The organism is Fluoribacter gormanii (assembly GCF_900156395.1).
Lineage (GTDB): Bacteria > Pseudomonadota > Gammaproteobacteria > Legionellales > Legionellaceae > Legionella > Legionella gormanii.
The window spans coordinates 1-26899 of the sequence record NZ_FTNL01000035.1; the positions used below are offsets into that span (position 1 = coordinate 1).

Genomic DNA, 26899 nt, shown 5'->3' on the forward strand with positions numbered 1-26899 from the left:
ATTAATGACCGAGATGAAGAGCGACGTTATCATGATCAAAGCATTCTCGTCGAAGTGCGAGTGCTTCAGGAGCACTTGCAACAGATTCTGCTTCAGTTATCTGGAGCGCAATTGCATGATGTTGATGAAAAGACAGTTTCAGCTGTTGCGACCGCACCGAGTGAGGTACTGGATGCCACGGAAGATGTTAAAGATATCAATCAAGACAATCCTTTGTTTGCGCTTCCTGATGAAATGATGATGTCTATTCTAGTTCACGTACCGCCACAGGATTTGCTCAATGCCCGATGGATGGCCAAATCAAAAACCGCGGTAGTTGATGCCACACTTGAAATGATAACCCAACCGCATTTTATCATTGATTACTTAAGCCATGTGGATGGATTTGCAGGCCATCAGTTTACAGCGTTTTATCAGCGAACCCAGCGTTATCAAGAACTAAAGCGCAAAGTTCTTGCAAATGAGCCACTTACTGCCGAGGAGGCGATTTGCTATACGCTAACTCGCGATTGCAACGTGTTACCTGCTAACTTAAAAGAGGCGATGCAGGAACTGCCATTAGATGAAACCACCAGGAACCATTTGGAACTGATTAGTACTGCATCACAAGAAATTCGTGCAATTGATGTCAAATTGGAAGAGTTAGCTGATAGGCCATTTGAGAATGTTCACGATGCGATTAAGAATTATCGAGCTAATTTATTGGAGTGCCTGAAACTACACCATCCCCATCAATTTGTTAATGTGTTGGCTGGAGCCAATTTTAGTGGTGGGCAATTCTCAGATCAGGATTTTTCTTATCTTAATCTAAGAGGTATAAGATTTAGAGATACCAATCTTCGAGGAGCGAATTTTACTGGGGCTTGTCTTGCTGGAGTGAACTTGAACGGAGCTTTATTGCTCGGGGCAGATTTCACTGATGCGGAACTGCGCGGCGTCCAGTTAAACAGAACGAATTTTGATGGCATGGATCTGTCGGCAATAAATTTGGAGGGGATTGATTTTGAATGGGCCTACATTCGCGGTGCTAAATTATTGCCTACGAGTGCTCTAAATAGCCCGGAAGAATTACATGCGGCGTTAGCTCAATTTGAGCAAAGCATCGCAAAACACTCATCTGGAAGCAGGCGTAAATTACAAGAACACCTATTAGCAGAAATTGCGCATCAGCTTGAAACATCCACCGAACACAGCATCAAAGAAAAAATAGCCTTGTTAGATGTTGCTTTGGCAGAAATTGATCCAGCCGAACTGATTGTAGGATTATTTCCTTTCCAAAATGCATGCCTAGAATTAAAAGAAAAAATGACCGCCACACAACCTAAACAGGACACTCCAGAGCATCCATTGAAAAATGAGGCGAAGGACATTCTCGAACGGATTTTTGCTCTTCTTAATGGGGCTGTAAACGGTGTGGCGGGAGCAAACGCAGAGCAACGAACCCCAAGAGAAATTAATCGTCATGCCTATAGGGACGAATACAGGTTGTTGATGGGTTGTATAAAAAAATACCCTGAATTGGACAATAGTCTCAAGGTTAGCCAAGCGCTAGGGATTAGCCCTGAAATCTGGCATATGCTTTATATCACATGTCCTGCCATCATTGTGAAACCTACATCCCTACCACCAATTTTGGCCGCTTATCACCGTGGAATGGAGCCAACGAGTGAAGGCGATAAGTATTATGCGAGTGAGGTGTTTAATGGTCATCAATTTGATATCCAAGCGTTGCAAAAAATAAAAAGGGACGAGTTAGACCAATATTTATATGAAGAAGAAGATTTTGCCATCTTCGAAGGTAATGGACGTACGGAAGTACATGTAAAATTGGGTGACTTGTTTATTACTTTTTGCCCAGGTGGAAAGGGAAGTGTTTTTTCAAAGATAGATGTCATTGATTTTATGAGTCGTAAGCTTAAACCTGCGTTCTCTCTTGATTTAGACCGGTATGGAAGCATTCCTTTTGAGGCATTTATGCCACTGGATCCTTTTGTTAATTACGATAGTGCAACATTCGCCGGTTTACATCTTACTGTCGATGATATGCAATATATTCAAGAAGCCTATACATTAAAAAAGCAAATTATAGAACGAATTTTTACTTCTGAAAAAATGAATCGCCATCATAAGAAAGAGCTTTTTTTCCCGATTTTTGAACAGCATGAAGCTCAAGAAAAGAGTCAATTGGCTTCGTTGCCTGAAGAATTATTGCAGATGGTTTGTGCTTATGTTCATGCGAACACATTGAAACAACACAAGCACATTTCGCCGCTTGCTGAAGTCAATGAATTACATGGACTGTTCTTTACGGAAAAAAATAATCCAGTGCACGTAAAAAAAACCGTATCAACTACCTCTAAACAAGATAATGAGAAGGAAAAAGGCGCAGAGAAAGAGGTTATAGAAAAGGAAAATCAACTCCCCAAATCTACAAAACTTGCTGCATCCAAAGGCCAAGGATTGTTTGCTGCTATTCAGAAGGAAATCGCTCAGCAACGCCCAGTGCTGGTGGTCCCTCCAAAAAGCAATATTCCAGAGCAAAGCCCAAGGATATCGGCTGCACAAAACGTCCAGGAGGCACCAGCTCAAGCAGACGCACACGCTGCTCCTCTGACACCAAGAGACCAACGAATCTTTACAGCAGTTCAGAAGGAAGTCGCTCAGCAACGCCCAGTGATTGATGTCCCTCGAAAAAGCAATATCCCAGAGCAAAGCCCAAGGATATCTGTTGCACAGAACGTCCAGAAGGCACCAACTCAAGCAGGTACACATACTGCTCCTCAAGTGAGCAATGGCGTATCTAAAACTACGGTGCCAAATCAGGTAGCGGAACAAAGACCACAACCTGTTCAAAATGAAATGCAAAACAACCCGGTGGAAAAAGCTTTTTCTAAGCCGATTGCAGTTCAGGGACCCAGGATGTTTCCTTCGGTAGCGGAACAAAGACCACAACCTGTTCAAAATGAAATGCAAAACAACCCGGTGGAAAAAGCTTTTTCTAAGCCGATTGCAGTTCAGGGACCCAGGATGTTTCCTTCGGTAGCGGAACAAAGACCACAACCTGTTCAAAATGAAATGCAAAACAACCCGGTGGAAAAAGCTTTTTCTAAGCCGATTGCAGTTCAGGGACCCAGGATGTTTCCTACAGTAGCGGAAAGAGGATCGCAACCTGTTCACAATGAAATGCAAAGCAACCCTAGTAAAAAAGCGCTTCCTAAGCCGATTGCAGTCGATGTCGCAAACAGTAGCAGTTGCTTGATTTCATAAATCATCCACTTTGTTGCCAATCGTATTTGTAGGATTCTATGTGCAGATATGGTTGGCAAATACAGAGGAGAATGACTTAGCGGGCTAAAGCATTGTTACTGAGCTCATTATTAATTTTTAAGTAGGTATATATCATGAACGACAAACACGAACTGAATCAACAAGAGAAAATGGCAATGGTAAGAGCAGAACGCGCCCGCCAATTTGCAGCCCACAAAGCAAAAGAAGAAGCAAAAGGATTGCTCGAACAGTTCAATGGACTCAATGAATTTTTCCAACGCTACGCATTTCCCAAAGACACGAATGCAGATATTTATGCGACTGCAGAACGTACCAACCAATACGTAACTGCGGTGCTCGAGTTACAACCAGTACTGAGTGAGTTAATCAAAAAATGGGATGGTATTGAATCCGATTTAAGACTTCTCAGTCATGCCATGCAAGAACGATTGCTTGCCACTGACAAATCCAGAGGTTTGGGCGATTCATTTGAACATGACTTAACGCATTTTTTTAAATGTCTTCCTGTGCTGCAGGAGCATTTAAATGAGGTGACGTCACAGATTAATGACCGAGATGAAGAGCGACGTTATCATGATCAAAGCATTCTCGTCGAAGTGCGAGTGCTTCAGGAGCACTTGCAACAGATTCTGCTTCAGTTATCTGGAGCGCAATTGCATGATGTTGATGAAAAGACAGTTTCAGCTGTTGCGACCGCACCGAGTGAGGTACTGGATGCCACGGAAGATGTTAAAGATATCAATCAAGACAATCCTTTGTTTGCGCTTCCTGATGAAATGATGATGTCTATTCTAGTTCACGTACCGCCACAGGATTTGCTCAATGCCCGATGGATGGCCAAATCAAAAACCGCGGTAGTTGATGCCACACTTGAAATGATAACCCAACCGCATTTTATCATTGATTACTTAAGCCATGCGGATGGAATTGCAGGCCATCAGTTTACAGCATTTTATCAGCGAACCCAGCGTTATCAAGAACTAAAGCGCAAAGTTCTTGCAAATGAGCCACTTACTGCCGAGGAGGCTATTTGCTATACGCTCACCCGCGATTGCAACGTTTTACCCACTCAATTAAAAGAGGCAATGCAGGAACTGCCATTAGATGAAACTACCAGGAACCATTTGGAACTGATTAGTACTGCATCACAAGAAATTCGTGCAATTGATGCCCAAATAAACATGGCTCAATTTAATAACTTGGTCGCAATTCGCAGTATAATGAAGGAGGCTCATTCCAATTCATTGGTCACCTTAAAACGATTACATCCGCACCAATTCGTTAATTTGCTTGCTGGAGCCAATTTTAGTGGTGGGCAATTCTCAGGTCATGATTTTTCTTATCTCAATCTAAGAGGCATACAATTTAGAGATGCAGATCTTCGGGGGGCTAATTTCAATGGGGCTTGTTTAGCTAGTACAGATCTGAGTAGGGCTTTATTAAGCGGTGCTCATTTTACTGATGAACAACTAAGAGGTATGCAGTTCAATGGGGCAAACTTTGATGGAGTTGATCTGTCTGCAAATAATTTAGAAGGAATTGATTTTGAATGGGCCTCTATTCGCGGTGCTAAATTATTGCCTGCGGACGCCCTAAATAGTCCCGAAGAATTACGTGCGGCGTTAGCTCAATTCGCACAAGGCATTACAAAACATTCATCTGGAAGCAAGCGTAAACTACAGGAACAAATCTTAATAGAAATTGCGCAGCAGCTTGAACTATCCACCGAACACAGTTTGAAGGAAAAAATAGACTTGCTGGATGTTGCTTTGGCAGCGATTAAGCCTGTCGAGCTGATTGTTGGACTATTTCCTTTCCAAAATGCATGCCTAGAATTAAAAGAAAAAATGACGTCCGCACACGCCAAGCAGGACGCGCCAGAACATCCACTGAAAAAAGAGGCAAAGGACATTCTTGAGCGGATTTGGGGTATGCTGCACGGAACCGATAAGGCTGATGAAAAAAAACCAAGCTGGTTTCCAAAACGCAAAGCAATTAATGAGGGTGCCTATAGAAGTGAATACCGGCAGTTAATGAACTGCATTAACAAATACCCTGAATTAGATAATAGCCTTAAGCTTACTCAAGCGCTCGGTATTAGTCCTGAAATGTGGCATATGCTTTTTATTACATGTCCCTCTATGCCTCTTCAACCTCATACACGTCCACCAATTTTAGCCGGTTATCACCAGGAAACGCAACAGGCGAGTGAAGGAGAGAAGCATTATGCAAGTGAAGTGTTTAATGGTTATATGTTTAATATCCGCTTACTGCAAAAAATAACATGGAACGAGCTAGACCAATATTTATATGAAGAAGAAGATTTTGTTATCTTGGAAGGCAATGAATTTGAAGAAAAGAAAGTAAAATTGGGTGATTTGTTGATTACTTTTTGCTCTTATGCCAAGGGAAGTGATTTTCCAAAATTTGAAGTGATTGATTTTGAACGCCGTAAACTAAAACCCGCTTTTTCAATTAATTTAGCTCATTATGGGAATATACCTTTTGAGGCATTTGTACCATTCGATTATTTTGCTATTGATCCACTTGCAGGTAGTAAAGGGTTTTGTTTCACTGTTGATGATGTTCAATATTTACCAGAAGTATTTGCATTAAAAAAACAAATTATAGAAAGGGTGTTTGCATCTGAACGAATCAATCGTAATCGCAAGCAAGAGCTATTTTTTCCGATTTTTGAACAACATGAAGATAAAGATGAGAATCAATTGGCTGCTTTGCCCACGGAATTACTTGATATGGTTTGTGCCTATGTTCATATGAACCGATTTAGGTCGCACAAAAATACGTCTCCTTTAATTCAAGTAGGTGAGTTACATGGACAGTTTTTCAGGGAAAGAGCCAAATCATTGCCAGAGAGCACTGCAAATCGGCATGTTGGATCAAGCTCCATGATAGAGGAAATGGCCGCTACGGAGAACCAGGAGCCTAAATCTGTTGAGAAGCTTACTGCACCAGGGGCTCAGGGATTATTTGCAGAGACTCAAAATGGAAGCACCCAGGAACGCACAGCGCCGGTTGTAGCGCCAATAGCTCTAGAGCAAAAGATATCTGCTGGTGAGGATCAGAAGGCCTTGCCTCCAGCAAATACACAAGCTGTTTCTCATGCAGGTGAAAGCGTATCAAAAAAAACAACGCCAAATCAGGGACCAAGAATGTTTCCTGCAGCGGAGCAAAGAAGAGGGCGAGGAGTTCAAGATGGGACTCAAGGCGACTCTAATACCTGTCTTCCTAAACCAATTGCGCTTGACGTTTCAAGCTCTGGAAGTTGCTTGATTTCATAAATCAATACACTCTGTTCCAACCGTATTTCGCTACTCCAGTGTACAGATACGGTTGGCAAATTATACCTATTGCTAATACAGTTTTTCGTTATGCTCCTAACATGAACGCGTCGTTTCCACCGGCCCGGAGCTACACGTGATTAATATCCACTGGCAGGTCAGTGGTGAAGTGATACCGATTTAGTTATTATTTATTCTTAAGGAGAATGTCTAGCTTAAGGATAGGAGTTCATTTCTATGAAACGTCTGAGTATCTCATTGCTACTGATTCTGGTTGGTTTCGGCACTGCAGCTGCTGCGCAAAAAACAGTTGTCTGTCATATGCAAGGAATAGAAGATGCTCTTTCTTTTTTGGCCCCTAATAAAATCGGCGATTTACCCAAAATTGATTTTGATTATCCAGTGAATGTGACCCGATTCAGCCTGCGAACTGATAATTTACTACTCATCGCGATGGATCAGGATGAGAAAGATCGCCCACGGATTTTCTTTTCAGCACAATTCAATAAACAAAAACACGCTTATGTCGGACAGTTTATGACGGATTCAGGAGGCAATGAATTGCAACTGGATAACGGTCCGCTTTCCTGTGCATTAAAATAAATTAACCTTCTTGGGGGTTGTTTTCACGTTAAGGTTCAAGCAAACGATTCAGCTCCTCGATTTCATCGAGAATCTTTAGAAATTTTTCTCCAAATGGGGTAACGAAATATTCAACTCTGGGGGGAAGTTCGTGAAAAGTTGTTTTGCCAAGGATGCCGAATTCAAGATTTTTTCTCAGGCATTGATTTAAAACCTTGGTGGTGAGGCCTTCGACACGGCGTACCATTTTTCCAGGACGATTGATTCCATCTCGCAAAAGAGAATAAATGGTCAGCGACCACTTGCAACCGTATATGGTCTCAACCATAGTTGCTGTTTTTAAAGGTTTTTTTTCTTTCAACGTATTCTTCAAATAATTCAATAATGCATACCAGTAAGTGCCTACTGTACCACTAAGTACTTACTTTTTTTAAGATTATATATCTCCCATACTCAGCGGAACAGATTTTTTACTAACTCAAAGGGTGTGGACATGTTAAATCATAAGTTAGCCATTATTATAGGTGGCTCTAGTGGTATGGGATTGGAAACAGCAAAAACTCTTGCCGCAAGTGATGTTGATCTACTTATTACGGGAAGGGATGAACGCAAGTTGAGGGATGCTGCCAACGAAATAAGACGGATGGGAGGCAAAGTCGAAGAGTTGGCTCTTGATCTTTATAATCAAACAAACGTGTCGGAATTGCTTATAAAAATTAAGAATGAAACACGTACCATAAAATACCTTATTAACGCAGCCGGCTATTTTAGACCCGTACCTTTTTTAGAGCATACGGAAGAGGATTATGATCTGCAAATAAACCTCAATAAAGCATTTTTCTTTATTACTCAGGCTGTTGCAAAAAAAATGAAACAAGAAGGAGGTGGTGCAATAGTTAATATTGGATCCATGTGGGCGCATCAAGCCGTGAAGGCCACTCCCTCCTCCGCCTATTCAATGCAAAAAGCGGGACTTCATTCATTAACCCAGCATTTAGCCATGGAGCTTGCGGATCACAACATCAGAGTCAACGCAGTAGCGCCTGCAGTGGTCGTAACACCTATTTACAAGTCATTCATCGCGGAAGATCAAATTGAAGTATCACTGCAGGATTTTAATGATTTTCACCCTATTGGTAGGGTAGGTAAGGTTACTGATGTTGCCAATGCCATTGAGTTTCTTCTATCGGACAAATCAAGCTGGATCACTGGAGAAATCATTAATGTCGATGGGGGTGTTATGGCGGGAAGAAATTGATAAAGTCTTGATGGATACTCTGTTACGTTAAAGAACTTACCCCTTTTCCGTTTTCGAGAGAGGGGTAGGAGAGAGGGAGTTTTTAATTTTTATTCAGGTTGAACTCGTTTAAAGAACTGGAGCATTTCATAAAAGACGTAGGGACCTGCATCGCGATGATCGAGGGTATCACTTACTGATTGAATAAAGACAGCACTACCCGATTTCTTAAACTGTTCATAGGCTATTTCTGCCCCATGATAAGGAACGTCTCTATCCCCCTTTGTGCCAACAAGCAATAAAGGTGCTGTTGGAGAAAAACGATAATGATTGAAGTAGTTCTTCAGTTTCTCTGAATTGTCTTCCGTATGATTTAAGATGCCATCAAAAAACGCTGGTTGAAAAATTAATGCTGGGTTTTGCGGCAGAGCATTCAGTATCTCTTTAGTGGAATGATGTCCATCAAATAACTCTGGAATTGTAGCATTATAGGGACTGACAAATAGCTGGTTTAAATCAGCCCAATAGTTTTTATAGGTTTGCAGCGAATAGAAAAAGTACGCTAAATATGCGGTGGCTCTGGGGCCTGGATTTCGCATAATAAATTGCATGGTTTCATTCCAGTCGTAAGGTGCGGAACCTAAAGCAACAGCGGTAACCGGTATATAGGAATATTGGGTGGCGAGTAACTCGAACAGCACTAAAGAGGAGAATCCTCCTTCTGAATAACCACCAATATAGAGTTGGTCATTAAGATCAATTTTTATTATTTTGGCAAGCTCCTTGGCAGCTAACAGCATATTCAAACTGCTACTGGCCAGGGTTTCATATTGTACGTAAGGATGGAGCGGTAACTCGTTGTCTCCAAAGCCAAGATAATCCGGCATAACGGTCAGATAACCACCATGGCTTGAAAATAGAGCCGGATAAACCGCATCCCCTTCCTTCATCCTTGAAGGGGCATCCTCATGGTTGAAACGTGTCCCATGCTGATAGCTGACGATTCCTAGCCTACCGTTTATAAGAGGTACAGCCACCAAGCCAGAGGCCGTAGTGATATGGCCATCAGGAGCTGGGGTTTTATAGCTGATTTTATAAAGAGTTACATCGTAATCGGCTTCAAGTGCATCAAGTGGAGGCATTTTTTTTAATGCCATTTGCGCCATCTCTTTGGAAAAGGTTCCTAAATAATTATAAGCAACCAAAATTGCATTACTTTCTTGTGATTGGCTATAGGTGACACTTAAGAAGAAATATAAGAAGAAGAACATTATTTTTTTTAAATTTGCCATCGCGATTTAATTCCAAATAATATTTAAAAGACAAGTACATTAAGAAGGCTCTATAACTCAGATTCAACTTTTTCTGCAGGGTTGTCAATTATAACTTATTCACTGCATCTTATTGTTTAATAATCACATTTTAAGATTTATGTGAAAAATCTAACACTCTGTATATATAAATACATCTGATAAAGGTTAAAATTGGTCACAAGTACATGTGATTAGGTAGTTATTTAGATAAAACAGGATGTGGAAAAATGAAGACAAAAAAAATACTAAGTTTGATTTCGACAGAAAACGATCAAGACGTGATCCTAAAAAAGCTGGATTTATGGTTTAGTAAAGACCCTCAATTAATCGAAAAAACTTATATTTTTGAGCGCAACATTTTTCATCTTTTAGTATTAAAAAACAAAACGAAGGTTCTTGATAAATTGTTATCCGATGAGCAACGAAAATCAGTTGCGCAAAGAACCGATCGACTAGGTAATACTCTATTGCATTTCGCAGTGCGCAATGGAGAAGAAAATCAAGATACTTTGAATGTTTTGCTTAAGCATTTCCCTGAAATGGTCAATACCCAGAATAGCAGTGAAAATACCCCTTTTCATGACGCGATTCTTTTCGATCAACTCTGGGCGGTCAATATTTTTCTTAAACATAAGCAAACAAAGCGTTCGATAAAGAATGCTAATGATAAAACAGCCCCAGAATTAGCTCTTGGCAATCCTGCGATAAGGCAGGCAATACTTAGTATTGATTTGTCAAAAATTCAATTACTTGATTTACGTCATCGTCCAAGTAGTGCTAATTCTCGCTCTCTAGATAGTTTTCATGACTCATTTCCTTTGATGTCTTCCCGGAGTGCCTCATCCGATAGTTTAGTTTCTCCAGATAGTGTCGATTCTTCCAGTCCCTCATTCAAATTACAAGAAATCAACTGGCGTGTGCTCAATTTTGATCCAGTGGAAGAGCAAAAGGCCCCAGAAGCTCCTGATAGAAAACCTGTAGAACCTTATTCATTAACTCCTTATCTCAAGAAACTATTCACTGCTCATCAAGAAAAAAATCGTTCTTATCAGAAGTTATTCAAACGAGTTTGCAAGCTATTTTGTAAATACCATTTAAGTGATGAGCTGGATTTAAGTGAGTTTTCAGCAGCCACAGTTCAAGAGGTACTACTGAATATTATTTCTTCTTCATATTCGGCTGTGATCACGCAATACAAACACATTCAAAATAGAAATTTTAAATTATTTCAGGATTTTTCTTCTTTGTTGCTCAGCAATAATTTAATGCTCCCTGAGCAGAAGGAGGTAGCTGTTTCTGAAAAAAAATCGCTTACTAATGCCCTCAAATTATTGACAGCCTGCAAGGAAACCCCGGAATCAATACGCGAATTTGATTTTGAACGCATCGCTCATAGAGCTTTAGGCTTGCTGAGCGCTTATGATTTGGTGACCATACTCATTAATTTGAGGCGATTATACAAAGAATTTGATTATCACCAGAAGCTTGTAGCCAATTATGTTGTTTGGCAATTATTTACCTATCAATGTATTGAAGGTCTAAGCCCTAGTTCCTCCGCTTTTTTAGAAATGGAATTGCTCTTCAAATGTAATGATGATGAGGAGTTGGGCTTAGGTTTATTGGGTATGCAAATTAATTCTCTTTTTGATGCGTTAATTGAAAATAATTCGGATGTTTTCAATGTACCCGTATTAAGTAATTATCAAATAATAACGCAACGACTTGCCGAGTATAAACTCTCACAAGATTCTTTTGAGCATTTAGTTGATCGCGCAATAGAGTTGAAACAAGGAGAGCGAGAGTATGAGGTAAAACGGATTGCGCAAGAAATGCGCATTCTGACGATCAATTTTTATCAAAATGTACTTATCAAAGAATTTAGTGGCTGTGGCTGGGTAAAAGAGGAATCTAAGAAAAACGCACCGCACATCGAGGAGTTAACTCAATTTTTTAATAAATTAAGCGCATGTTTTGTCAAGAAAATATTGAGTCAGCCCGGTGACACTATTAAAAATGCATTGCAATTCATGCTGGAATTGGCCCATGAGCTTTGTCTTTTAGATGGTGAAAAATACCCTGATTTAAACCACCTGATGCTAATTTGCAGCGTCTTAAATAATAATAATATTTTACGTCTATCAAATTCCTTTGAACTTTTGTCGTCCAAAGAAAGAAAAACACTTGCCGAACTGGAGCACATGGTTAGCAAGGAATCGAACTCAAAATGGATGCGCGAAGTCTATCGACTTTATCGAACGACCTTGCCATTTTTAGGTATTCTTTTAACGGATGTTACTTTTGCTACTGATGGAAATCATTATCCTTTAAGCCGTTTTGAAGCAGTTGGTGGAATCCTGATGAGAGTTCTCGAAATCAAGACCTTGTTAAATTATAAATACAGCCGAAATACGACCGACCTGCAGGATTTTTTAAATAATAGTCCTGAAATCAGTGAGGATGACTTATATTTAGCTTCACTTAGAATTCAGCCAAGAAAGAGCGATGTGATTAATCTGGATGACTCTAGTAAAGATTGGCAGTCCATCCTGGATAATTTGAACCACAATTTTTTAAACAATAATTTGATCCCTGCTGTTATTTTTAAAGGGCAAACCCATTCCCCCATCCAATTGGCGAACCAATTAATTTCCTGTTTTAGTAAATATATGGAGCGTTTGCATAAAGCAATCAAAGAATTGAGTGAGGGGGAGGAGCTTTCCCCAGAGCAGCTTAAATTAAAAGAGGAGCATGGCAAAATACAACAGTTGATTAAGCAGCTTGAAAAAACGATAGAACGAATTATCGAAGTGAATAAAACCTTCTATGTCAAACAAAAACTGATGGGGGCACTATGTCCGGTATTTTATCAAAATAAAATACTGCAGTTGAATCAGCACACGTCTCTTCCGGATCAACCTATGGACTTAAAGAAAACACGAAGAACCTCCTGGAGACAAGTCACGTCTTTGGTGCATAAAAAACTTTTCTTTTCTTCTGAAGCTAAGGCACTGACTTTCACGGGAGAATATCGTTCAGAAGACCTCATTGAGCGAACCCCTGTTGATACGGCAATGCTGGACGCTCAACCGGATGATTTGAGTGAGCATGAAAACACCTCCTTGAGCAGCTAAGCTTTTCTTAATACGCACTTGTTATAATATTTGACCAATGAAAATCAAAGGAGTTATAAGATGGCATTGTCGCAACAAGAGCGTAAGGAACTGATACGTTTTATTCGATCAAATCAGTTAAATATTAAATCATCGACCGGATGGACTAATTATTCCAAATTTAGACAAAATAAAGAGGCACTGGTATTGGATATTGATGATACTGAATCCTTAAGCAAGGTTTTGCAGTTTATTACTGCTTTAAATAAAAGGAAAGATCCTGCAGAACGTACTTTAGTAAGGCCTGCTGCTGGAGGTCGAGGAAAAAAGTACAGCGAATCCTATTCGGTACATGGAGTGGAAGACACTGATATTGTAATTCGTTTAGTAGGGAAAGAGTTTACTGAAATTAAAGGAGTTGATAAGGAGGAGCAGGTTGTTACAATTGGTGCAAGTATGCAAGTTGGCGAAATAAATCAACAGCTTTACGACCACTATAATCTTACGTTACCCACTTCCAGCTTAAATCCATACATTTCATTTATTGGTTTGGCTGCTAACAGCGGTATTGGTACCGGAAAAGATCAACCCGGTGTAGCTGGTCTTATCAAATCGATGAAACTCTGTCTGCCAAATGGAGAGATTGTAACCATTGATAGTTCCCATCCTGATTTTGAGACAATATGTTCAGGCCATCAAGGATTATTCGGTTTTGTTTTGAGTGCTGAAGTTCAATGTATTGAAGCGCAAAAATTAGAATGCAATAAAGAAGTAATGAGTGTCGCGCAATTAATCGATGAAATAAAGCAGGGTTTATTCGAGCGGGACCCTTATACCAGTATCTATATTATGCCCACTTATCAAGCTGATGAGTTGACCAATCGAACTTATAAAAATGTCTGCGTCTATCGTTGGCGTCCTGTAGAAAAAACCTGTGAGGATCAAAATGCTCGCACACCCTTAACACATGTTAGACAGGAAATGGAAACCAGAATTTATGATTATCTGAATATCAGCAATTTCTTGTGTCAATATCCGCATGTGATTCCTCAATTTGCACAATATATAGTTCTTCCGCTGGTGATTGGGAGCAAAAATGAGACTTCTGTATCACGTTGGTATGATTCAGTTCACCATCAGACAGGTTATCCCGGTAATGTAGAAGACACGGGTTTATTATTTGAAGTGAGCGAAGATTGTCATGAAATAGTAGCCGCTCTGGAAAAAGTATTTACAACATTACATGAGTACAGCGAGCAAGATTATTTTCCCATCACTTCGGGGATGTATTTACGCTATTTACAAGGAATGAATGGCGGTGTCTCTATTACCCAACACGCCGATGGAAAACATGTTTGCTCGTTTGATATGGTTTCAGATATTCATAACCCTGGACATGATGCTTTTCAGAAAGAAATTACCGAATTCTTCAGGGAAAATCTTAAGGCAGTTCCGCATTTAGGAAAGTTTTTACCTGATGATTATCAATTAAATTGCGCTGAGTATAATGATGCTTTAGTCCGATGGTATGAAGAAAACAATTTAAATCTTGAAGAAAGCATGTTGCTTACCGCGCATTATTGCAAACTGTTGCAATTCCCCAAGATGATGCCCGCGCAACCCGATTGTTCAAGGAGACAATTTGCTTTATTCCAGCCAGCAGAAAACCTTCCTCAGTTAAGAGACCGTGTTGACGATGAGCCTAGGTATAAAGCTGCTATGTGAGCATTTATGTCATTGTTGCCGGGGTAGAGCGCATGGACAATAAATTTATATTGGCTCTGGTAATTGTTTTATTCAATAACTAAACTTATTGAAATATATTAACATGAATTGAATGCTCTTTACCTGCTGGGACGGGATTGGCGTAAGATAAAAGCAGACGCTTGATGTTAATATAAAAATACATAGCCTATGAGGGGCTGATAAAATGATGCAGGACATGAAGTCAAAACAGTTGTTGGGAATGGCTGTAATCATTTTAGCCATTTTTCTATTTCTGCTTTGGCATTATTTACAACCTAAGGATCTGGGAAGTGATTTTGCCAGTGGCAATGGACGAATTGAAGCGATAGAAGTTGATATTGATACTAAAATTGCTGGGCGGATAAAAACCATTTTGGTTGATGAAGGGGACTTCGTCAAAACAGGTCAGGTGCTTGCCAAAATGGATACCGACTCCCTTGAGGCTCAACTTCGTGAAGCACAAGCCAAATACAAAGAAGCTCAAAGCAATGTGATTAGTGCCAAGCACCAGGTTATCCAACGAAAAAATGAAAAAGAAGTGGCTCAGGCTACCGTAGCACAACGTCAAGCTGAGTTAAGTTTGGCAAGAAATCGGTTGTCTCGCGTGCAAAAGCTGGTCGCCAAAGGAGCTGCTTCCGTAGATAGTCTGGATGAAGCAAGTGCGCTTTTTTATAGTGCTGAGGCCGTATTCAAAGCAGCTAATGCCCAGGTGGCTGAAAAGGATGCAATGATTGCAACCGCAGAAGCGCAAGTTAATGGTGCGGAATTATCCGTTGATGCAGCCGCTGCGACAATCGAGCGTCTGAAAGTCGATATTAAAGACAGCACCTTGGTTGCACCAATTGATGGTCGGATCCAATTTCGTGTTGCCCAGCCAGGAGAGGTGCTGGCGGCTGGGGGCAAAGTATTAAACATGGTCGATTTAACCAATGTGTATATGGTTTTTTTCCTGCCCACAGAACAAGCTGGAAGAGTGCAGATGGGCGCCCCCGTACATCTGGTGCTTGATGCGATTCCTCAATATGTAATCCCGGCAAAAGTGACTTTTGTAGCGGATGTTGCTCAATTTACCCCAAAAACTGTTGAAACTGCGAGTGAACGGCAAAAACTGATGTTTCGTGTTAAAGCACGAATCGCTCCACAACTCCTAAAAAAATACATCCATGCAGTAAAAACAGGGTTACCTGGTATGGCTTATGTCCAGTTGAATCCCAAAAGTAAATGGCCTGCCAATTTACAAGTGAATGTGCCAAATGAGCCAAGATAATACTAAACACGTTGGAACAATTGATAATGTGAGTTTATGGTTTGGTAAGACGCAAGCACTAAAGAAAATCAACCTGAATATTCCTGCCAGTTGTATGGTTGGATTTATTGGTCCCGATGGCGTAGGTAAATCGAGCTTGCTTTCCTTAATCGCAGGGGCGCGGGCGATTCAGCAAGGAAAAGTCATGATTTTAGGCGGCGATATGAATAGTGCTTCTCATCGTAATGCCGTATGCACACGCATTGCTTACATGCCCCAGGGATTAGGAAAAAACCTTTACTCTTCACTTTCAGTTTTTGAAAACATTGATTTCTTTGGACGATTATTTGGCCATGAACGCAGAGAACGTGAACATTATATTACGCGATTGTTATCCAATACCGGCCTTTTGCCATTTAAAGATCGTCCAGTCAGTAAATTATCTGGCGGCATGAAACAAAAGCTGGGTTTATGTTGCGCCCTGATTCATTCACCTGATTTGTTAATTTTAGATGAGCCTGCTACAGGTGTTGACCCTTTATCTCGACGTCAGTTCTGGGAGTTAATCAATGCCATCCGACAGGATAAACCGCAAATGAGTGTTCTGGTTGCTACTGCTTATATGGAGGAAGCGGCACAGTTTGATTGGTTGGTCGCGATGAATGATGGAGGCATTTTAGCAACAGGAACCCATAATAGTTTGTTGGCTCATACTCAGACTTCTTCCTTGGAAGATGCCTTTATTGCACTATTACCCCAAGAACAACAAATGCATCATCAAAAGGTAGTAATTCAACCAAGGTTACCACAAGAGTTTGCTGAAATCGCTATTGAAGCAAAAGACTTGACCAAGAATTTTGGTAATTTTACCGCGGTAGACTCCGTAAATTTTCGTATTGAGCGAGGCGAGATTTTCGGTTTTTTAGGGTCCAATGGCTGTGGTAAAACCACAGTGATGAAGATGCTGACTGGATTATTGCCAATTAGTGCGGGGCAAGTATGGCTTTTGGGTAAAACAGTTGATGCTCATGACCTTAATATACGTCGACAGATTGGATATATGTCGCAATCGTTTTCGTTATATGCAGAACTGACGGTTTTTCAAAATTTATTGCTGCATGCTCGTTTATTCCATTTGCCTAAGGAACAGGTACATGCTCACATTAATCGCTTGGTAAACCGTTTTCATTTAACCGATGTTCTTGATGAATACCCTAATTCTTTGCCGCTAGGGTACAAGCAAAGACTATCATTAGCGGTTGCGGTGCTCCATCAGCCTGAAATTTTAATTTTGGATGAGCCTACTTCAGGAGTTGATCCTTTAGCACGTGATTTGTTTTGGCAATTAATGATGGATCTGTCCCGCCAGGATCGAGTCACCATCTTCATTTCCACCCATTTTATGAATGAAGCAGAACGCTGTGATCGCATTTCTTTGATGCATGCGGGAAAAGTATTAGTCAGTGATAAACCAGCTAATCTTATTAAAATAAAACAAACCAAAACCCTGGAAGATGCATTTATCTGTTATCTTGAGGAGGCACGAAAAGACGAGTCTACGGCTCAAATTACTTCATCAACAAATAGAACAAATGAAGGTTCTTTTCTGCTGGAAAAACAAAATCAAAGGAACATCGCGTTTGATATCAGACGCATGTACAGTTATTGCCGACGAGAAACATTGGAACTGATTCGTGAACCAATTCGTGCGATTATGGCTTTTTTAGGTAGTGTGATTCTCATGATCATCATGAGTTACGGTATCAATCTGGATGTTGAAAATCTATCTTTTGCTGTTTGGGATCGCGATCAAAGTACTACCAGCCAAAATTATGTACTTGATATTGCGGGCTCACGTTATTTTAGTGAGTATCCACCGGTTACGAATTATAACCAATTAGATAAAAGAATGCGTTCTGGGGAACTGAATCTTGCCCTCGAAATACCCAATGGATTTGCCCGTGACATAAAACGAGGCAGGGAAGTCCAAATAGGCGCTTGGGTAGAAGGTGTCATGCCTCAGCGAGCAGAAACGGCAAGAAACTATATTCTGGGGTTACATCAGCATTGGCTGGCGAATAACCTACCTGAATTGCAACAAAATGATCTGCAGGACTACTTCAATATTGAAACACGGTTCCGTTACAATCCTGATGTGAAGAGTTTGCCAGCTATGGTTCCTGCGATGATCCCTTTACTTTTAATGCTGATTCCCTCCATATTAACGGCGCTTGCTGTAGTGCGCGAGAAAGAATTGGGTTCCATTATCAACTTATATGTCACTCCAGTTACTAAAATGGAGTTCCTGCTTGGTAAATTACTGCCTTATATCGGTCTTGCCTTATTTAATTTCCTATCGTTGGTCGCACTTTCGGTCTTCTTTTTTAAAGTGCCTATTACCGGTAGTTTTTTAACCTTTCTGATGGCGGCTTTTATTTATGTCGTCATCGCGACTTCGATGGGATTTTTAATTTCTACTTTTATGCACAGTCAGATTGCCGCAATTTTTGGTACGGCAATCCTGACTATTCTTCCTGCAACGCAGTTTTCGGGTATATTGGAGCCTGTATCTTCTCTTGAAGGATTAGGGGCCCTGATTGGCCAAATTTATCCCGTCACTTATTTTCTGAATATATCACGAGGCATTTTTTCCAAGGGATTGGGTTTTAATGAATTACATGGTGCTTTTTTTTCGCTATTACTTGCAGTACCCATATTAATGACCCTTTGTCTGTGGTTCATCAAGAAACAGGAGCAGTAAAATGGCTATAAGTAATATAGTCTATCTGGCAGTTAAGGAATTACGGGGCATGTTACGTGATCCGATTATGCTCGTATTAATTATTTTTGCATTTACTGTTTCTGTCTATGCGGCGGCAACGGCGTTACCCGAAACGCTGAATAAGACACCTATAGCGATAGTCGATGAAGATCAATCTCCTTTATCACAAAGGATTACCGATTCATTTTACCCGCCACAATTTACTCGACCGGTACTTATTAATTTGACAGAGATTGATTCCGAAATGAATTCTGGAACTTATACTTTTACCCTGGATATCCCACCCAATTTTCAACGTGATTTATTGGCTGGACGCAAGCCCTCTATTCAATTAAATGTCGATGCAACACGTATGAGTCAGGCATTTGTCGGCTCGGGGTATATTCAAACCATGATTAACGGGGAAGTGAGTGAGTTTTTAAGACATTATCGCGAAATTGCCACTCCTCCTGTAGATTTAGTATTGAGGGTTCGCTTCAATCCCACGTTAAGTAAAACTTGGTTTGGGGCTGTTATGGAAATCATTAATAATGTGACCATGCTTTCGATAGTCCTTACAGGAGCAGCACTACTGCGTGAGCGTGAGCATGGTACGATTGAGCATTTGCTGGTGATGCCTATTACCCCATTTGAGATTATGACCAGTAAAATTTGTGCTATGGGCTTGGTGGTGTTAGTAGTCAGTACATTTTCTCTTGTCATCATGGTCCATCAGTTACTTGCTATTCCTATTGAAGGCTCTATCCCTTTATTTCTATTGGGAAGTGCGATGAATTTATTTGCGACAACGTCTATGGGTATTTTTATGGGAACTATAGCCCGCTCCATGCCGCAATTCGGTTTATTACTCATCCTGGTTATTATACCTCTGGAGATGCTGTCTGGAGGTATGACACCACGAGAAAATATGCCTGAGTTGGTACGTACCATCATGCTCGCAGCACCCATCACTCATTTTGTTATGCTAGCGCAATCGGTGTTATTCCGGGGTGCGGGTTTAGATATCATATGGCCACAACTGGCAGCACTTGCCTTTATCGGGTCTACTTTTTTCTATATCACATTACGCTATTTCCGCAAGTCGATTAGTTTGTTATAGATTATCCATTAAAATAGGCATTACGGCTTTAGTACTGGCAGAAACAAAAACAAATCAGTTTGGTTTTTTTAAACCTGCAGTGACACTAGGATTAAGTATGGTGGGTGCTCTTGCTGCAACTACTGTTCTGAGTAAACCGGCACCATAAATTCATAAATGAACGCTTGAGCTATAATTTAAATAAAATAAAGGATTATTTAATCAAATCGAAGAAGTTAAAGTATATAAAAAATCAAACTCAGGAATTAACGAATACCCCGAAGAATCCAGCCGCTTAAGATATTGGTATTATGACGGGCTATTGAGCAAGGAATGAACGAACATGACAGTCACAGCAATAGAAAAAACAGTGAGAAGGGTTTTTGATGAGATGTGGAATCAGCAAAATGCTGCCTTGGCAGATGAGCTCTTTTCTGCAAAAACCGTAATTCACTTCAGCTATGAACAAGCAGCCAATTTACAGAATTTTAAAGAAGCGCTACCGCAATGGTATCGCGCTTTTCCGGATCTGCTGCACTTTATTGATGATCTGATTGTGAGTGGTGATAAAGTCGTAACTCGCTGGCATGGCTTGGGTACTCATCAGCATGAGTTTTTGGGAATTCCCGCAACAGATATGCCTGTATTTTATAGCGGCATTACTATTTTTCGCTTGGACGGTAATCATCAAATCGCTGAAGCTTGGGTCTATAGTGATTTAGACGACATGATCATCAAAATGCAGCAAAGTCAAAAGCAGTAGGCATGATTATGGAAAAAAATCGGGAAATGCTTTATGAGCGGGCAAAAAAGTTTCTTCCGCAAAATGTTGTTGGTTTGCTAAAAAATGTTCAACCTTCAATTATATGGTCACCCGATGATAAGCGTATTTGTTATCGGCATGATACGAGTGAAGGCTATGAATATTTAATTTTTAATCTACAAAGCAAAACCAAGGAGCATGCTTTTGACCACAAAGTACTGGCAGAAACAGTTGCTGAACAATTAAATTGCGAAATCAAGGCTTTTGCCTTGCCAATCAATCGAATTGATTTTTTTGATGAACACATTTTGCAATTACATATTGCGCAATTTATTTTTCAATATGATCGAACAACACAGGTGCTCTCACGTGTTCCCGAAGCAAAAAAACCGGCTGCGATGTCTCGATGTCCCACGATCATGGAGTTATGGGGACTGTTACCCATTCCCATTGTGCCAAGAGTTCGCTCACCAGATAAGTGTTGGGATTTATACAGCAAGGAGCATAATTTATTTCTTTTTTCATTTGCCGAAAATAAAGAGTATCAGCTTACTACCGATGGCACTGCAACGAATGCCTACGCTGTTTCTCCTGATACTAATTTAACTTCATTAACACTGCGTCGGACTCAAACAGTACTACCGCCTATGGCTATTTGGTCTCCTGATTCACAAAAAATTATAACCTTTCAATGCAATCAAGAACATGTAAAAAAATTGGCATTACTACAGCATGTTCCTGAAGATGGTTCTTTTCGTCCCCAGGTTTATGAGGCACATATTCCTTTTTTAGGTGATGAAATCATTCCACAAATTCAATTATGCTGGGTCGATGTCAGTAAAAAGAAGTTGTACAAAATAGACATGCCCCCTTTGATGCCTGCATTGGTGGGCTCTCCAATTGAAGCAGGTTATGTCTGGTGGAGTGAATGCAGTACAAAATTCTACTTTTTAAAGGAAGAACGCGGTAATCATCAACTTTCTTTATGCGAATTTAATGGTACGACCCAAAAGCAGCGCGTTATTTTTACTGAAAAGTCCAAAGGATATGTCGAACCTAGTCAACTAATCCTGTGGCAGAATTACACGCGAATACTTGAAGCGTCCAATGAGTTTATTTGGTTGTCCAATCATAACGGTTGGGCGCATCTTTATTTACATGATTTACAAACGGGGCAAATAAAAAATCCGATTACGCAAGGTTCATGGATGGTTCGTAAAGTGCTCCATGTTGATACGAAAGATCGATGGATTTATTTTTTGGCTAATGGTAAAGAGTCTGATATTGATCCTTATTTTCGTTATTTATATCGTGCCCATTTTGATGGACGCGACGTGCAATTGTTGACACCAGAAACTGCGGACCATTCAATTGTTTTCTCACCATCTCAAGAATATTTTATTGATTATTATTCCTCTATGGGGTCCATTCCAATCACAAAACTACGTGATAAGAATGGCAAAGAAATCGATACATTAGAAAAGGCCGATTTTTCTCAGCTCCTTTCCTTGGGATATAAACAGCCCAAGCCTTTTTGCCTAAAAGGTGCCGATGGAGAAACTGATATTTATGGGGTCATGTATTTCCCTACTGATTTTGATCCAAAGAAAAAGTATCCAATAATTGATGATATTTATCCTGGACCGCAATTAACTCGAGTACCTAAAACGTATTGTTATGATCCTCCTGAATATCTTTATGGCTGTTGGTGGCCTCAAAGTGTAGCGGAATTAGGTTTTATCGTCGTCAACATCGATGGGCGAGGTACGCCTTTGCGGTGTAAAGAATTTCATGAGTATTCCTATCACAACCTGGAAAGTGCTGGAGGATTAGAAGACCATGTTGCAGTTATTAAAGGCCTGGCCAAACAGTATTCTTATATTGATGTAAATCGAGTCGGCATTTTGGGGCAATCTGCAGGGGGATATGCTGCGACCCGGGCTTTATTGGACTATCCTGATTTTTATCGAGTAGGGGTCTGTGTGTCCGGATTACAGGATTTACGAAGTTATCTAGCATTTTGGGGCGAGCGGTATCAGGGGCTGCCAAATGATGTCGACTATTCATTGCAATCAAATTATTCCCGGGCTGATAAACTTAAAGGTAAATTATTCCTGATCCATGGTGATTTGGATGATAATGTTCATCCATCCAACATGCTTCAATTTGTTGATGCCTTGATTAAGGCAGATAAAAATTTTGATATGTTATTAGTGCCTAACGCAAACCATGGTTTGTATTTCATGAATTCTTATGTTTGGCGCAGAATTTGGGGTTATTTTATTGAACATTTAAAAAAGTAACACCATCTCAAGTCGTACTGCGGCAAGGTGGGTATTCAATGAATTTCTTGAAGAAAGAGTAACCCACTGCCATAATAAACTTAACGCGTTACCAGTATTTCAAAGAAAAGGATTCCTTATGGCTACTGTAGGTACTTATCTCGCTCAACGCCTCCAAGAATTAGGCATGAACGATTATTTCGCTATTCCTGGTGACTATAATTTGGGCTTATTGGACGAGCTATTAAAAAATAAATCACTAAACATGATCAATTGCTGTAATGAGTTGAATGCAGGTTATGCTGCTGATGGTTACGCACGTATAAAAGGAGTTTCGGCACTGATTGTTACCTTTAGTGTGGGTGGGCTAAGCGCGGTTAATGCTGTTGCTGGTGCTTATGCTGAGAATCTGCCTATTATTGTCATTTCAGGGGGACCGAATACAAACTCAGTCCAGGATGCGGAAATTTTACATCATACTTTGGCAACGGAAAATTACAGCTATGTTCGCGAAATCTTTGCAAAAATCACGGCGCATAGTGTGTTTATTCATAGACCAAGTGATGCGCCCATGCAAATTGATACGGCGATTGCGATTGCGCTTGCAAAGAAAAAACCGGTTTATATTGAAATTGCATGCAACATTGCAGGACTTAGTGTTTCTCCGCCAACGAAACGGGCACTGAATGTAAAAAAATTGAGTGATACGTCCTCTCTTGCTGCCGCAATTGAGGATGCTGCTGCTAAACTTAATGCTGCGACTAAGCCAGTATTGATTGCCGGCAGTAAATCTCGTCCTTGCGAAGCAAAGGCTATGATAGAGACTTTAAGTCAGGTCTGTGGCTATGCCTTAGCCGCAATGCCTGATGCCAAGGGATTTGTTTCAGAACAGCATCCCAATTATATTGGCATTTACTGGGGACCTGTCAGCTCTCCTGGATGTGGCGAAATTGTAGAATCAAGTGATCTGTATTTCTTCATAGGTCCAAATTTCAACGATTATACGACTGTTGGTCATGTGTGTAATATCCAACCCAAGAAGCTTATTGTCATTGCGGATGGAAGTGTTTCTATCGCAGGAACCGTCTATACCGAAGTATACATGAATGAGTTTTTACACGGTTTAAAGGATCAATTGAAATTCAATGATGCATCCCTCAAAGCGTACAAACGAATCGCAGGTTCAGCCCCTTTATATAACGAGCCTGATGATTTGAACTCACCACTCACAACCCGATTTTTATTTGGACAGATTCAGAAACTTCTAAGTAGCGATTATGGAGTGTTGGCGGAAACTGGTGACTCATGGTTTAATGGCATGCGCCTCAATTTACCGGAAGATTGCCCCTTTGAAATTCAAATGCAGTATGGATCTATTGGTTGGTCTGTGGGAGCTCTTCTGGGCATGCAAGCCGCTCTTCATAATCAAAAACGTGTTATTGCCTTGATTGGTGATGGTTCTTTTCAAATGAGTGCCCAAGAGCTTTCAACGCTCATTCGCTATGGATTTAAACCGATTATCTTTTTAATGAATAATGCTTCGTATACGATTGAGGTTCAAATTCATGATGGTCCCTACAATGTGATTAATAATTGGCGTTATGCTGATTTAGTAGATGTTTTTAATGGGGAACAAGTGAATGCACGAGCGTTTAGAGCTCCTACGCATCAAACGCTTCTTGATGCAATCGAAGAGGCAAAAAAATCAGATGCCTTATGCTTTATTGAGGTAATTTTAGATAAAGATGATTGCAATAAAAATCTATTGGAATGGGGCGCCCGGGTCGCATCATACAATAGTCGGTCACCAAGGACTAATTAGTCACGCCCACTATGCTGCATTTCACTCGATCGCATCTGCGCCTAATCCCTGCGGACAAGCTACGGGGTTTCTGAATAGAAATGAACTGGTTTTTCAATGAAATGCGGACGATTCAGTATGCTACACCCAGGCTACAACGATCTATACTTATATTAGGTGATGGTTAAAAAGGACTTATATGAAAATCTATTTGAATCCTCAGCCACATGCAGTGGAGCGTGTAAATAAAGTTCGAAATAAACCCGGTAGCATGCCTATGCCAAGACATAACAAAGTAGAAGAAGATTTATCGGAAATGTCAGATACAGAAATTTTCAAAACCGAATCTGAAGAGCAAGCGTGGAGAGATGTCCTTAAAAAGGATAAAATTCACTAGGGGTTCTCGATAAGGAACTATAATTGATTAATTTTTTGCAGGTTTTTTTAGCGCTTCTGTTGGTTTTACTCAATGCATTTTTTGTTGCCGCTGAATTTGGCATGGTAAAACTTCGTGCGACCCGCGTCGAAGCAATCAAAGATAATTATGGTCTGCGAGGAACAATTTTAGTTCATGTGCATAAACATCTTGATGCTTATTTATCTGCATGTCAGCTCGGTATCACGATTGCATCGCTTGGTTTGGGTTGGGTTGGCGAGCCAGCTTTTGCTGAATTGCTGAAGCCTATTCTGAGTTTTATTGGTGTTGACTCACCGCGATTAATTACAGTAATTGCTTTTTTCCTTGCGTTTTCATTTATTTCTTTTCTCCATATTGTTGTTGGAGAATTAATGCCTAAATCCCTTGCGGTGCGTCAATCAGAGCGAGTGTCCGTGTGGACTGCTCTCCCTTTATATGGCTTTTATTGGTTAATGTACCCGGCAATATGGGTACTTAATAGTTGCTCAAATTTTCTTTTAAAGGTGTTTAAATTAGATGAAGTTCACCAGACCGAATATTTTTATTCAACAGATGAAATAAAGCTGCTCCTGGGCGCAAGCCATCTGCATGGTGAGCTTACTGAGGAAGAGGTTGAAATCATTGAGCACACCCTTGATTTAGCCGATCTTAAAGTCACTGAAGTCATGCGCTTTAATGAAGAGATGATCGTGATCAACATAAGTAAGCCGATACAGCAAATTATCGATGTAATTATGGAGCATCGTTACAGTCGATATCCTGTTTATGATCCAGATAAAAAAGATGTGATTGGTATTATTCATGTAAAAGATCTGCTTCCTATTTTTTATCAGCATGGTGAAATCAAAGAGTTATACTCACTGATTAGACCGGTCCTTAAAGTATCTCGTCGTCTACCTGCTTTGGATTTATTAAATAAATTCCGTGAAGGGATGTCCCATTTTGCTCTTGTGTACAGCGGTAAAGGAACTATTTTGGGTTTTGTCACGCTCGATAATTTACTGCAAGTACTGATTGGCCGCATTAAAGATGAATTTCATCGAACTAAAGTGGATTGGATATTGAATGCGGATGGAAGCATATCTGCTTCGGGGAATTGTTCCATTTATTTTTTAGAACAAGCAATTGATCAGGATATTGATATAGAAGATGAAATTGATACTTTAAATGGCTTATTTATTCATCGATTAGGTTATTTGCCTAAGGATGGGGAGCGGATTGAATTTCCAGAGTTTAATGCCAAAATTGAAAAAGCAACTCCCTCAAGAATTATTAAAGTAAGAATTTATCCTAAAAGTACTGCTCATTTTTAAGGGCAAAATGATGCAAAGATCTGATTTGTGCTTGATTCATTGAAACACATCCCTCTTAATGATTGATAGACCATCCATTCTATCCATCAGTTGATTGCGATAAAATTTCAAACGATTTTAAGATTTGCTCGAGTGTTATGAATCGCCGTTATAAAAAATCATGATCGAGCCGAATTTTGGCACTGCAGGATAACTTATGGGTTTTGTATAAAAAATAATCAGTTTTTTGCTGATTTTTGTAACTCCCCACGTCATCCCGAACCCGAGCGTAGCGCTGATACCCCCCCTGATACGGGCAAAGTATTCAGCACCCATCGCGGTTCTAAATCCACCTGATATTTTCTGTTTAGATTTGACCATGCGCAGGTCACGCTCAGCATCGTTATTTGTAAAAGGGACTCTTGCATCATGCAAAAAACGCAAGACTTCTTCACGGTGATTGCTCAAACGACGCAATAGATTATGTCCAGGGCGTTGCTTTGGGCGACCCCTGAGGATTTTCTGCAGCACCAAGGGTGGTCGTGATTCATGCCATGCCAATGCCTGCTCAACAACGGTATCGTAAATTCGCTCCAATCGACTGGTCTGATGTTGTGGGATAGGTTTATCACCCTATCGGTGCCTGCATCGTAACATGA

17 protein-coding genes are annotated in these 26899 nt (G+C 40.4%); 14 read left to right on the top strand and 3 right to left on the bottom strand.

Annotated features, from left to right (window positions below; all coding sequences use genetic code 11):
* The 3 genes from BW930_RS15715 to BW930_RS15725 form a co-directional block, all read left to right on the top strand.
* A partial coding sequence (locus BW930_RS15715; RefSeq protein ID WP_076547590.1) for a pentapeptide repeat-containing protein occupies nucleotides 1-3267 on the top strand: 3267 nt, incomplete at its 5' end.
* A 134-nt stretch (nucleotides 3268-3401) separates the two neighbouring features.
* Nucleotides 3402-6590 carry a pentapeptide repeat-containing protein gene (locus BW930_RS15720; RefSeq protein WP_076547592.1) on the top strand — a complete coding sequence of 1063 codons (3189 nt, stop codon included), beginning with the start codon at nucleotides 3402-3404 and terminating at the stop codon, nucleotides 6588-6590.
* Nucleotides 6591-6827: 237 nt separating this feature from the next.
* Nucleotides 6828-7193 carry a hypothetical protein gene (locus BW930_RS15725; protein ID WP_058467599.1) on the top strand — a complete coding sequence of 122 codons (366 nt, stop codon included), beginning with the start codon at nucleotides 6828-6830 and terminating at the stop codon, nucleotides 7191-7193.
* A gap of 28 nt (nucleotides 7194-7221) precedes the next feature.
* Here the strand turns inward: BW930_RS15725 and BW930_RS15730 are convergent, their stop codons facing one another.
* The gene (locus tag BW930_RS15730) at nucleotides 7222-7500 is read right to left on the bottom strand and encodes a winged helix-turn-helix transcriptional regulator (RefSeq protein WP_058467602.1); all 279 of its coding nucleotides are present in this window, start codon (nucleotides 7498-7500) and stop codon (nucleotides 7222-7224) included.
* Nucleotides 7501-7665: 165 nt separating this feature from the next.
* Here BW930_RS15730 and BW930_RS15735 point away from each other — a divergent pair, with 165 nt between their 5' ends.
* A complete protein-coding gene (locus BW930_RS15735; RefSeq protein WP_058467598.1) occupies nucleotides 7666-8430 on the top strand; it encodes an SDR family NAD(P)-dependent oxidoreductase in 765 nt (254 codons plus the stop codon).
* A gap of 89 nt (nucleotides 8431-8519) precedes the next feature.
* Here BW930_RS15735 and BW930_RS15740 read toward each other — a convergent pair whose 3' ends face one another.
* A complete protein-coding gene (locus BW930_RS15740; protein ID WP_058467597.1) occupies nucleotides 8520-9701 on the bottom strand; it encodes an alpha/beta hydrolase in 1182 nt (393 codons plus the stop codon).
* Nucleotides 9702-9949: 248 nt separating this feature from the next.
* Here BW930_RS15740 and BW930_RS15745 point away from each other — a divergent pair, with 248 nt between their 5' ends.
* The 10 genes from BW930_RS15745 (at nucleotide 9950) to BW930_RS15790 (ending at nucleotide 26261) form a co-directional block, all read left to right on the top strand.
* Entirely contained in the window at nucleotides 9950-12853 is a 2904-nt protein-coding gene (locus BW930_RS15745; RefSeq protein ID WP_058467596.1) for a RasGEF domain-containing protein, read from the top strand.
* 60 nt (nucleotides 12854-12913) lie between these two features.
* Nucleotides 12914-14557: an FAD-binding protein gene (locus BW930_RS15750; protein WP_058467595.1), complete on the top strand. Its 1644-nt coding sequence runs from the start codon at nucleotides 12914-12916 to the stop codon at nucleotides 14555-14557.
* Between the two features lie 205 nt (nucleotides 14558-14762).
* Complete coding sequence (locus tag BW930_RS15755) at nucleotides 14763-15845, top strand: HlyD family secretion protein (protein ID WP_058467594.1); 1083 nt, start codon at nucleotides 14763-14765, stop codon at nucleotides 15843-15845.
* Entirely contained in the window at nucleotides 15832-18585 is a 2754-nt protein-coding gene (gene rbbA / locus BW930_RS15760; RefSeq protein WP_115266234.1) for a ribosome-associated ATPase/putative transporter RbbA, read from the top strand. The genes BW930_RS15755 and rbbA overlap by 14 nt, the downstream gene beginning before the upstream one ends.
* Before the next feature lies 1 nt (nucleotide 18586).
* Nucleotides 18587-19705, top strand: coding sequence for an ABC transporter permease (locus BW930_RS15765; RefSeq protein ID WP_058467592.1), 1119 nt, complete (start codon nucleotides 18587-18589; stop codon nucleotides 19703-19705).
* A gap of 322 nt (nucleotides 19706-20027) precedes the next feature.
* Nucleotides 20028-20447 carry an ester cyclase gene (locus tag BW930_RS15770; RefSeq protein ID WP_058467591.1) on the top strand — a complete coding sequence of 140 codons (420 nt, stop codon included), beginning with the start codon at nucleotides 20028-20030 and terminating at the stop codon, nucleotides 20445-20447.
* Nucleotides 20448-20449: 2 nt separating this feature from the next.
* A complete protein-coding gene (locus tag BW930_RS15775; RefSeq protein WP_238587842.1) occupies nucleotides 20450-22750 on the top strand; it encodes a S9 family peptidase in 2301 nt (766 codons plus the stop codon).
* 118 nt (nucleotides 22751-22868) lie between these two features.
* Entirely contained in the window at nucleotides 22869-24551 is a 1683-nt protein-coding gene (locus BW930_RS15780; protein WP_058467590.1) for a thiamine pyrophosphate-binding protein, read from the top strand.
* A gap of 178 nt (nucleotides 24552-24729) precedes the next feature.
* Entirely contained in the window at nucleotides 24730-24927 is a 198-nt protein-coding gene (locus tag BW930_RS15785; RefSeq protein WP_058467589.1) for a hypothetical protein, read from the top strand.
* A gap of 23 nt (nucleotides 24928-24950) precedes the next feature.
* A complete protein-coding gene (locus BW930_RS15790; protein ID WP_058467588.1) occupies nucleotides 24951-26261 on the top strand; it encodes a hemolysin family protein in 1311 nt (436 codons plus the stop codon).
* A 135-nt stretch (nucleotides 26262-26396) separates the two neighbouring features.
* Here the strand turns inward: BW930_RS15790 and BW930_RS17460 are convergent, their stop codons facing one another.
* Nucleotides 26397-26801 carry an IS66 family transposase gene (locus BW930_RS17460; RefSeq protein WP_175607554.1) on the bottom strand — a complete coding sequence of 135 codons (405 nt, stop codon included), beginning with the start codon at nucleotides 26799-26801 and terminating at the stop codon, nucleotides 26397-26399.
* Nucleotides 26802-26899: the final 98 nt, after the last annotated feature.

Excerpts from the sequence above, each read along its gene's own strand:
- BW930_RS15720 (WP_076547592.1), top strand. The coding sequence starts at position 3,402 with ATGAACGACAAACACGAACTGAATCAACAAGAGAAAATGGCAATGGTA.
- BW930_RS15725 (WP_058467599.1), top strand. The coding sequence starts at position 6,828 with ATGAAACGTCTGAGTATCTCATTGCTACTGATTCTGGTTGGTTTCGGC.
- BW930_RS15730 (WP_058467602.1), bottom strand. The coding sequence starts at position 7,500 with ATGGTTGAGACCATATACGGTTGCAAGTGGTCGCTGACCATTTATTCT.
- BW930_RS15735 (WP_058467598.1), top strand. The coding sequence starts at position 7,666 with ATGTTAAATCATAAGTTAGCCATTATTATAGGTGGCTCTAGTGGTATG.
- BW930_RS15740 (WP_058467597.1), bottom strand. The coding sequence starts at position 9,701 with ATGGCAAATTTAAAAAAAATAATGTTCTTCTTCTTATATTTCTTCTTA.
- BW930_RS15745 (WP_058467596.1), top strand. The coding sequence starts at position 9,950 with ATGAAGACAAAAAAAATACTAAGTTTGATTTCGACAGAAAACGATCAA.
- BW930_RS15750 (WP_058467595.1), top strand. The coding sequence starts at position 12,914 with ATGGCATTGTCGCAACAAGAGCGTAAGGAACTGATACGTTTTATTCGA.
- BW930_RS15755 (WP_058467594.1), top strand. The coding sequence starts at position 14,763 with ATGATGCAGGACATGAAGTCAAAACAGTTGTTGGGAATGGCTGTAATC.
- rbbA (WP_115266234.1), top strand. The coding sequence starts at position 15,832 with ATGAGCCAAGATAATACTAAACACGTTGGAACAATTGATAATGTGAGT.
- BW930_RS15765 (WP_058467592.1), top strand. The coding sequence starts at position 18,587 with ATGGCTATAAGTAATATAGTCTATCTGGCAGTTAAGGAATTACGGGGC.
- BW930_RS15770 (WP_058467591.1), top strand. The coding sequence starts at position 20,028 with ATGACAGTCACAGCAATAGAAAAAACAGTGAGAAGGGTTTTTGATGAG.
- BW930_RS15775 (WP_238587842.1), top strand. The coding sequence starts at position 20,450 with ATGATTATGGAAAAAAATCGGGAAATGCTTTATGAGCGGGCAAAAAAG.
- BW930_RS15780 (WP_058467590.1), top strand. The coding sequence starts at position 22,869 with ATGGCTACTGTAGGTACTTATCTCGCTCAACGCCTCCAAGAATTAGGC.
- BW930_RS15785 (WP_058467589.1), top strand. The coding sequence starts at position 24,730 with ATGAAAATCTATTTGAATCCTCAGCCACATGCAGTGGAGCGTGTAAAT.